Annotated in this window: 16 protein-coding genes and 2 pseudogenes; 10 read left to right on the top strand and 8 right to left on the bottom strand. The window is 67.3% G+C overall.

All coding sequences use genetic code 11. From position 1 onward, the window contains the following. The first annotated feature begins 13 nt into the window (after positions 1-13). Positions 14-874 carry a metal ABC transporter permease gene (locus BN4348_RS57215; protein WP_211145832.1) on the top strand — a complete coding sequence of 287 codons (861 nt, stop codon included), beginning with the start codon at positions 14-16 and terminating at the stop codon, positions 872-874. A gap of 90 nt (positions 875-964) precedes the next feature. Further along, positions 965-1,393, top strand: coding sequence for a Fur family transcriptional regulator (locus BN4348_RS57210; protein WP_235852831.1), 429 nt, complete (start codon positions 965-967; stop codon positions 1,391-1,393). On the opposite strand, the gene BN4348_RS57205 is transcribed toward BN4348_RS57210, so the two are convergent. Together BN4348_RS57205 and mrf are read right to left on the bottom strand one after the other, a co-directional pair. Then, complete coding sequence (locus BN4348_RS57205; RefSeq protein ID WP_066917469.1) at positions 1,366-1,632, bottom strand: type B 50S ribosomal protein L31; 267 nt, start codon at positions 1,630-1,632, stop codon at positions 1,366-1,368. The genes BN4348_RS57210 and BN4348_RS57205 overlap by 28 nt on opposite strands. Continuing rightward, positions 1,632-2,828 (bottom strand): ribosome hibernation factor-recruiting GTPase MRF, encoded by a 1,197-nt coding sequence (gene mrf / locus BN4348_RS57200; protein WP_066917468.1) that lies wholly within the window; start codon positions 2,826-2,828, stop codon positions 1,632-1,634. Before mrf ends, BN4348_RS57205 begins: the two co-directional genes overlap by 1 nt. 108 nt (positions 2,829-2,936) lie before the next feature. On the opposite strand from mrf, the gene rpmB reads away from it, so the two are divergent. From rpmB to rpsR, 4 genes are all read left to right on the top strand, one after another. Next, entirely contained in the window at positions 2,937-3,173 is a 237-nt protein-coding gene (gene rpmB / locus BN4348_RS57195; protein WP_066917486.1) for a 50S ribosomal protein L28, read from the top strand. After that, positions 3,173-3,337, top strand: coding sequence for a 50S ribosomal protein L33 (gene rpmG / locus BN4348_RS57190; RefSeq protein ID WP_066917467.1), 165 nt, complete (start codon positions 3,173-3,175; stop codon positions 3,335-3,337). The genes rpmB and rpmG overlap by 1 nt, the downstream gene beginning before the upstream one ends. Positions 3,338-3,339: 2 nt before the next feature. Next, complete coding sequence (gene rpsN, locus BN4348_RS57185) at positions 3,340-3,645, top strand: 30S ribosomal protein S14 (protein WP_066917466.1); 306 nt, start codon at positions 3,340-3,342, stop codon at positions 3,643-3,645. Positions 3,646-3,719: 74 nt separating this feature from the next. Next, complete coding sequence (gene rpsR / locus BN4348_RS57180) at positions 3,720-3,908, top strand: 30S ribosomal protein S18 (RefSeq protein WP_211145831.1); 189 nt, start codon at positions 3,720-3,722, stop codon at positions 3,906-3,908. Positions 3,909-4,360: 452 nt separating this feature from the next. Here the strand turns inward: rpsR and BN4348_RS57170 are convergent, their stop codons facing one another. From BN4348_RS57170 to BN4348_RS57160, 4 genes and pseudogenes are all read right to left on the bottom strand, one after another. Next, on the bottom strand, positions 4,361-5,092 hold the full coding sequence (locus BN4348_RS57170; RefSeq protein WP_066917464.1) for a TIGR03943 family putative permease subunit: 732 nt from the start codon (positions 5,090-5,092) through the stop codon (positions 4,361-4,363). Further along, positions 5,092-5,919: pseudogene (locus BN4348_RS63015) on the bottom strand (permease); the annotation flags it as partial. The gene BN4348_RS57170 and the pseudogene BN4348_RS63015, both read right to left, overlap by 1 nt. Before the next feature lie 452 nt (positions 5,920-6,371). Beyond that, positions 6,372-6,918 (bottom strand): annotated as a pseudogene (locus BN4348_RS63010) (PPE family protein); the annotation flags it as partial. 80 nt (positions 6,919-6,998) lie between these two features. After that, positions 6,999-7,916: an oxygenase MpaB family protein gene (locus tag BN4348_RS57160; RefSeq protein ID WP_066917463.1), complete on the bottom strand. Its 918-nt coding sequence runs from the start codon at positions 7,914-7,916 to the stop codon at positions 6,999-7,001. A gap of 90 nt (positions 7,917-8,006) precedes the next feature. Here BN4348_RS57160 and BN4348_RS57155 point away from each other — a divergent pair, with 90 nt between their 5' ends. Further along, positions 8,007-8,678, top strand: a complete 672-nt coding sequence (locus BN4348_RS57155) for a TetR/AcrR family transcriptional regulator (RefSeq protein WP_372513908.1) — start codon at positions 8,007-8,009, stop codon at positions 8,676-8,678. Here the strand turns inward: BN4348_RS57155 and BN4348_RS57150 are convergent. Beyond that, complete coding sequence (locus BN4348_RS57150) at positions 8,635-9,183, bottom strand: hypothetical protein (protein WP_066917461.1); 549 nt, start codon at positions 9,181-9,183, stop codon at positions 8,635-8,637. The genes BN4348_RS57155 and BN4348_RS57150 overlap by 44 nt on opposite strands. Before the next feature lie 7 nt (positions 9,184-9,190). Then, positions 9,191-9,772 (bottom strand): VOC family protein, encoded by a 582-nt coding sequence (locus BN4348_RS57145; RefSeq protein ID WP_066917484.1) that lies wholly within the window; start codon positions 9,770-9,772, stop codon positions 9,191-9,193. A gap of 87 nt (positions 9,773-9,859) precedes the next feature. Here BN4348_RS57145 and BN4348_RS57140 point away from each other — a divergent pair, with 87 nt between their 5' ends. Genes BN4348_RS57140 through BN4348_RS57130 form a run of 3 tightly spaced genes read left to right on the top strand, consistent with a single transcriptional unit; the run spans position 9,860 to position 12,584 of the window. Continuing rightward, entirely contained in the window at positions 9,860-10,507 is a 648-nt protein-coding gene (locus BN4348_RS57140; RefSeq protein WP_066917460.1) for a TetR/AcrR family transcriptional regulator, read from the top strand. Beyond that, positions 10,504-11,637, top strand: a complete 1,134-nt coding sequence (locus tag BN4348_RS57135; RefSeq protein ID WP_096866236.1) for an alpha/beta hydrolase — start codon at positions 10,504-10,506, stop codon at positions 11,635-11,637. The genes BN4348_RS57140 and BN4348_RS57135 overlap by 4 nt, the downstream gene beginning before the upstream one ends. Further along, positions 11,613-12,584 carry a 2-hydroxyacid dehydrogenase gene (locus BN4348_RS57130; RefSeq protein WP_407937913.1) on the top strand — a complete coding sequence of 324 codons (972 nt, stop codon included), beginning with the start codon at positions 11,613-11,615 and terminating at the stop codon, positions 12,582-12,584. Before BN4348_RS57135 ends, BN4348_RS57130 begins: the two co-directional genes overlap by 25 nt. The last annotated feature ends 11 nt before the right edge of the window (positions 12,585-12,595 follow it).

The raw sequence follows: 12,595 nt of genomic DNA, 5'->3' as shown, positions 1-12,595 counted from the left end.
GACATCGCCGTTCATGGGCAACGCTCTGATCGGCGGCACCATCGTCGCCCTGGCCGCGGGGCTGATCGGCTACTTTGTCGTCGTGCGACGTACCGCCTTCGCGGCCCACGCGTTGGCGCACATCGGATTTCCCGGCGCCACTGGCGCGGTCCTGCTGGGCGTGCCCGTAGGCGTCGGGCTCGCCGTGTTCTGCATCGGCGGCGCACTGGTCATCGGCGTGCTGGGCAAACGTGCCTCCGACCGCGAAGTGGTCACGGGGACAGTGCTGGCCATGGCGACCGGTGTAGGCCTGTTCTTCAGCTCGTTGGCCACCAAAAGCTCCAGCACGGTCACCAACGTATTGTTCGGCAACCTGCTGGCCATCTCGCGCGATCAATTGGTGAGCTTCGCGGCCCTGCTCGTGGTGCTGGGCCTCAGCGTCGGCGTCATCTACCGACCGCTGCTGTTCAGTTCCGTCAATGCCCTGGTCGCCGAGGCGAAAGGCGTGCCCGTGCGTGCGCTGTCGATGGTGTTCATGGTGCTGCTGGGCGTCACCGTGACCATGGCCGTGCAGGCGGTCGGCACGCTGCTGTTGTTCGCGTTGGTCGTCACTCCCGCTGCTACCGCAATCCTGCTGACCCCCCGCCCGGTCGTGGCCATGTGCGCCTCGACAGCCATCAGCGTGAGCGCGGTGTGGCTCGGACTCGGCGCGTCGGCGATGTTCAACCTGCCGCCGAGTTTCCCCATCGTCACCATCGCCTGCGCCGTCTGGTTAACCGTCTGGGCAAGCGACCGCCGCCGGCGTGGTGCCGCCCGAGCAGTGGATGAATCGCGCAGCGCCCCACCCACCGTGACCGAGTCAACGAGGCCGAGCTCCGCTACCTCGGGGATTTGACGGCCATCCCGCGCGCCGAAAGGAGTCGTGTTTCCGGTGTCTTCGCCTTCTGAACGCCCGCGGCGACGCTCCACGGCCAAGCAACGGGCCGTGTTAGAGGTCTTGCGGGAGCAGGAGAACTTCCGCAGTGCCCAGCAGCTTTATCTGGACGTTCGCCAGAAGCGACAGCTGCGGATCGGTCTGACCAGCGTCTACCGCATCCTGCGCACGCTGGCCGACGACCGCATCGCCGAGACGCAGCGCGCCGAGGACGGCGAGATCCTCTACCGCCTGCGTACCGGGACGGGTCATCGTCACTATCTGGTCTGTAGGCGGTGCGGTGCGGCCGTGGGATTCACCCCAGTCGAGGTCGAAGAGCACACCCACCGCCTGAGCCGCCAACACCGCTACACCGACGTCACTCACTACGTCGATCTCTACGGCATATGTCCGCTATGCCGTGCCGCCCCGGGATCCGAACGCTCAGCGGGTGGACCGCATCCCGCCGCGCTTCATTCAGACGAGCGTCGAACGCCGTAGCGGCGCCGGAATTTCTCCACTTGCCCGGCGGTGTCAACGATACGGCGCCCGCCGGTCCAGAAGGGGTGTGAATCGGAGGTCACTTCCACGACGACAAGCGGGTACGTTTCCATCCCGTGCGGCGTCCGCCACTCGATGGTGCGTGAGCTGGTGAGGGTCGATCGGGTCAAGAACATCGCACCGGTGGTGGCGTCTTGGAAGACGACGGGGTGGTAGTCGGGGTGGATGCCGGGCTTCATCAGCTCTCTCCGTCCTGGGCGTGCCATGCGGGCGCGTCCTCAACGGCTTCCGTCAGCGCCGCGCAGGGGTCTTCGTGCCAGTGGCCAAACGGGTCGTCGTAGTGGATCCAGTCCTGCGGCGACCGGTACTCCTCGTCGGTGAGCAGTGCGCCGTGCAGGCCGTCGAGAATGTCGGAAAGCTGGGCGCCGCAGAGCAGTACGGTCATCGCCGTGTGTCGATCGCCGTGCCTGTCGTCCCATCTCAGCTCGGCGAACGCGCGTCGCTCGGCGTCGATACCGGCCAGCTCGGCGGCCGTCAGGGCGGCGAGCCATTTGCCGGCGGAGCTCACCCGCAATCCGCCGCCGGCCGATTCCAACCACATCGCGTGCTCGGGTTGGGTGGCCAGCCAGAGCCGTCCCCGGGTTCGGATCACGCCGTCGAGCAGCAGGTCCGCGCAGGCGTGCAGACGCTGCGGATGAAACGGGCGTCGGGAATTGAACTCCACCAACGTGATCGGGCCACGGGAATCCAGGGGTGGCTCTCCGCCCAGCAGCGGACCGTGCGGATCATCGCTTCGGCCCCGCCGTGCGTCGGACGGCAGATTGTCCAAAGCGTGCTCGATGTCGTCCGGGCCCACCTGGATGCGCGCGCGGGGCGATAGACGACGCAGCACGCCGGCCACGTGCGGGTCGGGTCGGTTGAGCACGACCACGTCGGCGAATTCGGCCTGACCGACCACCACCTGGGCCCGGGTGCGCCCGTCGTCGAGTTCGGCGTCCCCGAGCGCGTCGCCCAGCCAGACCGAAGAATCGACACAGGTCACCACGGCGGCGATCGACACGTCGAGAGCCGCAGGCCCATCGACGTAACCGGGCGCGACACGGATCCGGACATGGTCGATGGCCACGCAGATCGGTTCGGGCTCCAGCCACGGCGCCAGGTGCACCACAATGCGATCCACGTCGTCGCGGCGGTGCAGCTGACGCAACAGCACCAGCAGGTCGTTGCGGATGGTGCACGACACGCACCCGTGCGCGAGCTCGATCCCAGCCTCGGCCGTCGTCAACACCCGATGCTGCAGCATCGCCGTAGTCCGGCGCACCACATGCCCGTCGAAACGATGCTCCACCACCAGCGTCCCGGGGGTGCGTAGCAGCGCCCCCACGACCGGATCGGTGCCGGCCTGGCCGGCGACGAGGATGACGGGCGTCCGCATCGCTCCCCCTTTTGAAAATCATTTTCATTAGTGCTACCGGTACGGTACCGTGTCCGTCGGGGCTTGTCGAAAATGATTTTCAATAACAGCGGGCCCGGAAAGGGAAGTGTGTCTGCTCATTGCCAAGTGACCGGACGCGCGCCGGGTTTCGGCAACGCGGTCTCGCATTCGCATCGCCGCACTCGCCGGCGCTGGTCACCCAACATCCAACTCAAGACGTACTACCTGCCGTCGGAGGGTCGCCGGATCCGGCTGCGGGTCAGCGCCAAGGGGATCAAGGTCATCGACCGTGACGGCATCGAGGCCGTCGTGGCCAGGCTGCGTCGGCAGGGGCAGCGAATCTGATGGCGCGCAACGAGTTACGCCCGATCGTCAAGCTGCGCTCCACCGCGGGCACCGGGTACACCTACATGACCCGTAAGAACCGGCGCAACGACCCCGACCGGCTGGTACTGCGCAAATACGACCCCGTGATCCGCCGCCACGTTGACTTCCGCGAGGAGCGCTGAGCATGGCCAAGAAATCCAAGGTCGTCAAGAACGACCAGCGGCGCGCCATCGTGGCGCGCTACGCCCAACGCCGGGCCGAACTCAAAGAGGTCATTCGCTCACCGTCGAGCACGGCTGAGCAACGAGAGGCCGCGCAGCGCGAGCTGGCGCGCCAGCCGCGCGACGCCAGCCCCGTGCGGCTGCGCAACCGCGACTCCGTCGACGGGCGCCCGCGCGGGCACCTGCGCAAGTTCGGGCTGTCGCGGGTGCGGGTCCGTCAATTGGCCCACAACGGGCAGTTGCCCGGCGTGCGGAAGGCTAGCTGGTGAAGGCCAAGAAACCTCAGCGCGGTCGGCGGGCCGCGGAACTCCTCGTGAAGCCCAAGAAGAATCTCCTCCTCAGCATGGGGCTCAGCGCGGTCGACTATAAGGACACCGCCTCGCTTCGCGTGTTCATTTCGGAGCGCGGCAAGATCCGCTCCCGGCGCGTCACCGGGCTGACCGTCCAACAACAACGTCAGGTCGCCACCGCGATCAAGAACGCGCGCGAAATGGCGCTGCTGCCCTACCCGGGACCGACCGCGGGCCACTGAAACGTGCGCGGAGTCAAGACATCCGGGCGATATGAAGGGAATGGCCGTTGACTTCGCCGCACGGCGGTACCGACCGCCCGTTTACCGTCGTTGTCTGTACCGCGCGTGCGGCCGACCACGCCCTCTCGGTCATCGACGAACTTCGTCCCACGATCCGACGCTGTCCACACGCCATGCTGGTCTGCGCCACGTGCATGCTCGGACCACTCACCTGTGCCTCGCGCCCAACCGGATTCGGCGTCATGGCTCTCGTCCAGCCCTGCACGGACGACCGGATAGCCTGCGGACCACCCCATTGGATCGGCCCCATCACGGACAACGGCGAGGCCGCGGCCCTGTGCGATTGGCTCGAGCTCGGACAATGGGAAAACACTCCCGCGCCAAGGGATCTCGGCAGACACCAGTTTTGGACTCGCAACGCCGGTCGAAGCAATTGAGGCTCCGGCACGTCGTCAACGAGGGTAATCGTAAGGGTTTGCCGGGGCGTCGATGCGGGTCACCGCGGTCGCCTGCAGCGTCGGAATCTTGGGCGAATTCGGTTGCCTGGGCGGGACTTCGCCCTCGACCCGAATCCATGTGTTGTCGGGTAAACCCGTCGCCTGGGCGGCGGCGGGGCCACCCAGGTGAATGCGGGCCAGTTGGGCATCGGCCGCGCAACAGATGATGACGACGCGACCAAGGTCAACGCCCTGTGCCTCGTTCAGCACAAAGCCGGTCACGGTGATCGGCCGGCCCTTCAGCGAGCCGGTGGTGTCCTGAGCCTCTCGCATGAGCACCTCCGGCAGCGACAGTTCGGGAGCCCTGCCGGCGGGGATCGGCGGAAACGCACGATTCAGAACGTCATTGGACACCGAGGTCACCGACGGCGCGGCGGCCGACGGCCTCAGCGGCGGTGGCGTGATGAAACACAGGGCCACGATGGGAAAGACGAGCAGCCACACGATGCCGCGCCGATGGGAGTGCGCGTGGCCGTGGTCGTCGACCTCATCACCGCTCCGCGGACCGCCGCGGCGGATATCGTCGAGCATCGCCAAGAGCGCCAAGCCGATGAGCAGCACCGCCGAAGCGACCAGCCACGGCAGCAGTCCCGGCTTGACGTAGCGGGTGAACTCGCCCGTGATCGTGATCATGACGATGCTGATGCCCACCACCAGCAGCACGGTGTTCTCGGTTTCGCGGGTCACTACCTGCCGCCCAGAACGAACAGTCCGACGCCGCAGGCGCTTGCGATCGCGACGAGGAACGTGCAGGGGGCGAAGCGGGCCGCAAAGGCCCGGCCGAACATGCCGGCTTGCATCGCGAACAGCTTTAGGTCAACCGCCGGGCCCACAACCAGAAACACGAGCCGGGGCAGCAGCGGCACCATGATCATGCTGGCCGCCACGAACGCATCGGCCTCCGAACACAACGCCAGAACCACCGCCAGGGTGGCCATTACCGCTACACCCAGGATCAGGTTCGACGCCAGGTGCGTGAACACCCAGCGTGGCACCACGACATGAAGCGCGGCCGCAGCGGCGGCACCCACCACCAAATACGATGCGGCCTGCAGGAAGTCGTGTCTGGCCGCCTCGGTGAAAACCGTCCACCGCGACTCGGTCCGGGTTCCCGAAGCGGGCAACCGACGGGTGATCCATTCCGCGCGGCCCCAACGCGACCACGCCCAGCCCATGATCACCGCGGTCAGCAGCGAGGCGGCCATGCGCGCGACGACCATCCCGGGCGCACCGGGAAATGCGACCGCGGTGGCCACCAGCACGACGGGGTTGATCGCCGGCGCGGCCAGCATGAACGTCAAAGCCGCCGCCCCCGTGGCCCCTCCTTCGCCGAACAATCGCCGCGCCACCGGAACCGAACCGCATTCACAGCCGGGCAACGCCGCCCCGCCCACGCCGGCGGCCAACACCGCCACCGCGGGTCGGCGCGGCAGCCAGCGCGCCAATCGTTCCGGTGACACGAACGCCGCGATCAACCCGCTGACTACGACGCCGAGCGCCAGAACAGGAACCGCCNATTCTTCTACGTGAAGCGGAAAATCGAACAGTTGCCAGCTGATCAGGTATTGAAAAGCCTCTACCGGGTTTTGCACGAGGTAGGTGCCGAACTGTTGTAAATCCTCAAAGACTTCGAGGGATCGAGCGACCCACCAGAGCTTTGTGGTCGGATCCGTATAGGCGTCGTAGGTGAGTCCGTTCACCATGCCCAGGCTGGGATTCCAATTTATCCCGAAGTTCTGCAGGATATTGGAAAGCCAGGTATCCCACGGGTAGTCGAGCAGGGGCGCGTGCACAACCGGGCCATTTCCGATACCGAAGTTCTGCAGGCCCTGCACGAACCACGGCGGGAAATTTGCCGGGTTGGCCGGATCGGAATTCAAGGGGTTGGTGAGCAGGCTTTGGTAGAACTGCAGGATCTGCTGCAGGAAGTTCTGCAGCGGGTTGGTGCTCGCCGCGGGGTTCGTTGTCGCGTCGGATTTCACAATTTGCGGCGCGGGGGTGGTCGTCGGCGTCGCCGCCACCGCCGTGGTGGACACCGCCTGATAGACGCCCATCGTGGTGGCGGCCTGAATCCACATCCGCACGTAGTCGGCCTCGTTGAGCGCGATCGGAATGGTGTTGATCCCAAAGAAATTGGTAGCCAACAGGATTCCGTGCACGACGTGGTTGGCGGCCAGCTCGGGCAGGGTCGGCATCGCCGCCAGCGCGGCGGCGTAGGCAGTGGCCGCGGTCTCATGCTGGGCGGCCGTCGCCGCACTGTTCGCACTGGCCTGCATCAACCACGCCAGGTATGGGGCATGCGCGGCAACATACGACTCGGCGCTCGGCCCCTCCCACGCGCCGCCCTGTACCGAGGCCAGTACCGCGGTGAGTTCGTCTGCGGCCGAAGCGTATTCGGCACTCAGCGCATCCCACGCGCCCGCCGCCGCCAGCAGGGACCCCGGTCCCGGGCCGCTGCTCAGCAGCGCTGAGTGCACCTCCGGTGGGGAGGCCATCCAAATCGGCGCGGTCATCGCGGCACTCCTCGGGCTGGAAGGGTTACCAGACCGGGAGTCTAATGAAAATGATTGTCGTTATCAAGCCGGCGCCGGCGCTACACCAGGGGACGTCCCGTCCTGATCCGGCGGTCGACGTCGGCCAGCAGCACGTTGAACGGGAAGTTCCGGACGAAGCGCGGCAGCGCGCGGTTGACCGCGCGCAGCACGGCCATCAGCCGGTCGAAGCGCCGTTGTCGGGCGGCGTCCCAGGGCAACCGCATCTCGTCGCGGAACCGCTGCGGCAAAAAGCCGGTGGTGATCAGCAACGAGAAATCATCCGACCGGCGCTGCAGCCTGCGTGGCAGCGCCACACCCCGAATGCGGCCCGCCGCAATGGGATACAGGTAGTCGCGGACCGCGTCGTCGATGTGCACCTTGGCCAGCGACTCCTGCCAATAACGATCGAAGGCCGCCCGATCCGCCGGCCACATCTCGGGCGGAACCTGCAACGTGGTGGCAAGGGCCATGCCCTCGCGGTAGTGGCGGTCGGCCTCTTCGCCGTCCAGTTCACCGATGAAGGTGCGGTAGATGTCGACCCCGCCCTTGTACAGGCATGCCCCCACCCACAGCTGCAGGTCGACGTCGAAGGCGTTGTACTGCACCGGGCTGTCGGGGGTGGAGTAGACCTGCGCGTGCGCGCGGTTCACCGCCCGGCGGAAGGCCTCCTTCTGGGCGTCGCTGCCGGCGGTGGCCACCGCGAGGTAGGTAAAGGTGGTGCGCGCGCGCTTGATCGGGTGCAGATCCACCCGGCCGCTGTCGACGCGGCTCTCCATCACCCCGTAGCCGACGCCGGGCCGCGCCAACTGCATGATCACGTTCGCGGGTCCGGCCAGCAGCGCGACGCCCATCAAACCCTCGTCGATGCCCAGGGCGCGCCGCGATCGGGAACGTCGGGTATGCCGCGAACGGGGCGGATCGGCGACGGGGCGCTCCACGTGCCGAATTGGCTCGTGAACGGGCTCGTGAACGGCCATAGTGAGTCCTCCCGGGGGCGCTTCACCAATTCTGCGAACACCCGTTTCCCGATGTTGTCCTGTAATGGCGCCGGTGTCAAGATGGTTGTTATGGCTGAGGGTTCCAACGCGCGGCCGTACCGCGGTGTCGAGGCCGCCGAGCGGCTCGCCGGCCGCCGGCGTCGGCTGCTGACCGCGGGCCTGGAACTGCTGGGCGCCGAACAACAGGACATCTCCGACCTGACCGTTCGTGGCATCTGCGGCCAGGCCGGCCTGGCGGCGCGCTATTTCTATGAGAGCTTCACCGACAAGGACCAGTTCGTCGGGCGGGTGTTCGACTGGGTGGTCGCCGAGCTGGCGGCCACCACCCAGGCCGCGGTGGCCGCCGTGCCGCCGCACGAGAAGACCCGCGCCGGGATGGCCAACATCGTGCGGACCATCGCCGGTGATCCGCGCATCGGGCGGCTGCTGTTCAGCACCCAGCTGGCCAACGCGGTCGTCGTGCGCAAGCGCGCCGAATCCAGCGCGCTGTTCGCCATGCTGTCCGGCCAGCACGCCGTCGAGGCGCTGCGTGCACCGGCGAACGAGCGCGTCAAGGCGGCGGCGCACTTCGCGGTCGGCGGCGTCGGGCAGACCATCAGCGCCTGGCTGGCCGGCGACGTCCAACTCGAGCCAGACCAGCTCGTCGATCACCTGGCAGCGCTGCTCGAGGAACTGACCAACCCCGACCTGTACCGCGTCACGGAAACAGCGGCAGGTGCCACAGCCGCATCCCAGGATTGATCAACCACAACCGCATCAGCGTGAGCCGCAGCAGCCGCTGGGCACTGAAGATCATGAAGACCGCCACCGGCACCTCGATCAGCAACGCGGTGGTGACCGACAGCCAGACGTCCTTGGGCCCGGCGGTCATCAGGTCGAACCACGCGTCGCAGATCAGCAACACCCCGGTGGTGAACGCGGCCGGCACCAGCAGCTGACGGCGCAGGTAGCCGAGCACCGCGGTAGCCATCATGAACCCGACCAGCAGGACGTCGAAACCGATCCAGGTGAGGGTCCAATTGTGGGCGACGTAGTTCTGCGGCAGCGTCATCGACAGATACCCGAGCCAGGGGATCATCGCGATCGAGCCCCCGGTCATCAGGCTCAACCGGATGCGCCGCACCCGACTGAGGAACGCCGGGTCGATCACGTCGCTCAGCGGTTGCTCCAGCCGGCTGATCAGGTCGCGGCGCTGCTCGGGTGTCAGCGCCGCGATCTGGGCGTCGGACAGTATGCCGTGGGTCATCTCCGTTTCAGCGTACGGCCTCCACCGGGGGCCTGCGGTCGGCCGCGGTCTTGGGCACGGCCCTGGTGTCGCTCGTGCCGAATTCCCTGACCCAGCAGGCGAATTCCAGTGTGATGCCGTCGGGGTCCTGAAAGTAGAACGAGCGCACGTAAACGCCGGGATGCACCGTCGCGGAGACCTGGCGCTCGCTCTCGTCGTGGTTGAGCACCGGGCCCACCCGCACGCCCTTGTCCTTCAGCCGCTGCCGGTAGTCGTCGAACTTCTCGGCCGGCACGTGGAACGCGAGATGGTTCATGGTGCTCACCGCGCTGGTGATGTCCCCGATGCCGGGGATCGCGCCCGGCGACGAGAGGCCAGGCACCCGGTCGGGGGCGTCGGCGAACCAGAAAAACGCGACGCAATCGCCGTTGCCGGCGTCGAAGAAGAAGTGCTGCCCCGCGCCGTCGGGCAGGTCGAGCGATTTGATCAACGGCATCCCGAGGATGTTGGAGTAGAAGTCCACGGTCCGCGCCATGTCCGAACACACCAGAGCGACATGGTTGATCCCGCCGAGCTCGAATTCGGTGTTGGCGTTGTGCGGCTTGATCATCATGCGGCTCCCCTCCGCGGGTCATGGCCAAGATGCAAATCTGAATCTAACATCAGGTTCAGTTTTGCTCTAGGGAGGTGCGCCCGGGTGTCGACCGCAGCGAAACCTCATGGCCGAGCCGACCCCGTCCGGGCGTTTCCGACGCGGCGCGGCAGGCGGACACAGGCCGCGATCGACATGGCCGCCCGGAGCGTCATCGCGCGCAAGGGCATTCTGGCGACAACGATCGCCGACATCGCCGCCGAGGCGGGCCGTTCCTCAGCCTCGTTTTACAACTACTACGACTCCAAGGAGGCGATGGTCCGCGAATGGGCCCTGCGGTTCCGCGAGGAAATCACCCAGCGGGCGCGTGCGGTGACCGAACACGGCTTGTCCGATCGCGAGCGCGCATACCAGGCCGCCGCCGCGCAGTGGCACACCTACCGCAACCGGCGCGCCGAGGTCGTCAGCATTTATCAGCTGGCGATGGTCAACGATGACTTCGCGCAGTACTGGTCCGAAATCTGTTCTACGCCAATCGCTTTCATCAGCGATTCGGTGCAGCGCGCCCAGGCCAAGGGCCACTGCACCGACGACGATCCACGGCTGATCGCCGAGGCGATCTTGGCCATGTTCTACCAGTTCTGTTACATCCAGCTCGCCGGCCCCGGCGAGCCCGATGACGAGGCGTGCATCCGGACGCTGGCCAACATTTACTACCGGGCCATCTACACCGACGGAGGTGCACCGAATTGAACCGTCGCAACGCCGCCGCCGGGGTGCTCCGCGAGTTCATCGGGCTGCCGTCGCCCACCGCCGGGCGTGCCGGCGCCGGCGGGCATCCCTGCCAGGGCCTCTACCACCGTGCGGTGGGACGCAAGCCGAAGGTGGCGATGATCGCTGCGCACTATCAAATCGACTTCTCCGAGCACTACCTCGCGGACTACATGGCCACCCGCGGAGTCGGATTCCTGGGCTGGAACACCAGATTCCGCGGCTTCGAGAGCAGCTTCCTCCTCGACCACGCGCTGGTCGACATCGGTGTCGGGGTGCGTTGGCTGCGGGAAGTGCAAGGCATCGATACCGTTGTGCTGCTGGGTAATTCGGGTGGCGGATCGTTGATGGCTGCCTATCAGTCACAGGCGGTCGAACCCAACGTGACCCCGCTCGAAGGCATGCGCCCCGCGGCCGGGCTGACAGAGTTGATCCCCGCCGACGGCTACGTGGCCACCGCGGCCCACCCCGGGCGCCCCGACGTGCTGACGGCCTGGATGGACGCCGCCGTCGTCGACGAGAACGACCCGGTCGCCACCGCCACCGACCTCGACCTGTTCAACGAGGACAACGGCCCCCCGTACCCGGCGGAGTTCATCGCCCGCTACCGAAAGGCGCAGACCGCGCGCAACCACGCCATCACCGACTGGGCCGAGACGGAGCTCAAACGGGTTCGCGCCGCGGGGTTTTCGGACCGGCCGTTCACCGTGATGCGCACCTGGGCCGATCCCCGCATGGTCGATCCCAGCATCGAGCCCACCAAGCGCCAGCCGAACCTGTGCTACGCGGGCGTCCCGGCCAAGGCGAACCGGTCGGCACACGGCATCGCCGCTGCGTGCACCCTGCGCAACTGGCTGGGCATGTGGAGTTTGCGGGTGGCGCAGACCCGGGCGGATCCGCACCTGGCCCGCATCGACTGCCCGGCGCTGGTGATCAACGCCGAGGCCGACACCGGCGTGTTCCCGTCCGACGCCCAGCGCATCTTCGACGCGCTCGCCAGCACGGACAAGGCGCGGGTCTCGATCGACACCGACCACTACTTCACCACCCCGGGCGCACGCAGCGAACAGGCCGATACCATCGCCAGGTGGATCACCAAGCGGTGGCGCTGAGGGTTCTCGCCCATTTCGTTCCCGGCGACAAAGTGCTCGACTTCGTTGCGCCAGAATCGGATTGGCTCGACGTCCGATGGTGCGCCGAAGACGACGACGCGGGATTTTATCGGGAGCTGCCGCAGGCCGAGGTGATCTGGCATGTGCTTCGGCCGCTGTCGGGCGCCGACCTGCGGCTCGGGGCCCGGCTGCGCCTGGTGCACAAGCTGGGGGCCGGGGTGAACACGATCGACGTGCAGACCGCCACCGAACGCGGCATCGCCGTCGCCAACATGCCAGGCGCCAACGCGCCGTCGGTGGCCGAGGGCACGGTGCTGCTGATGCTGGCCGCGCTGCGCCGGCTACCGGGCCTGGACCGCGCGATCCGCCAGGGTAGGGGCTGGCCGTCGGACCCGGGGCTGGGCGAGACGGTGCGCGACATCGGTGGCTGCACCGTCGGCCTGGTGGGCTACGGCAACATCGCCAAGCGGGTGAGCGAGATCGTCGCGGCGATGGGGGCCATGGTGCTGCACACCAGCACCCGCGACGACGGCCGGCCCGGATGGCGGCCGCTGCCCGAATTGCTGACCGCCAGCGACATCGTCTCGCTGCACCTGCCCCTGACGGCGCAGACCCGTCATCTGCTCGGCCGCGCCGCGCTGGCCCGGATGAAACCGAATGCGGTGCTGGTCAACACGTCCCGTGGTGCCGTCGTCGACGAGGGGGCCCTGGTCGACGCGCTGCGCACGGGCGGGCTCGCCGCGGCGGGGCTGGACGTCTTCGAGGTCGAGCCGGTGGCGCCGGACAATCCGCTGCTCGGCCTGGACAACGTGGTGCTGACGCCGCATGTCACCTGGTACACCGCGGACACCATGCGCCGGTACCTGACCGAGGCGGTGGCCAACTGCCGCCGGCTGCGCGACGGCCAGCCGCTGGCCCATGTAGTCAACCAACCGACTGGTTGTTAGCTTGGAAGCTG

The organism is Mycobacterium interjectum (assembly GCF_900078675.2).
Lineage (GTDB): Bacteria > Actinomycetota > Actinomycetes > Mycobacteriales > Mycobacteriaceae > Mycobacterium > Mycobacterium interjectum.
This window is presented reverse-complemented; position numbering and strand designations above follow the sequence as displayed.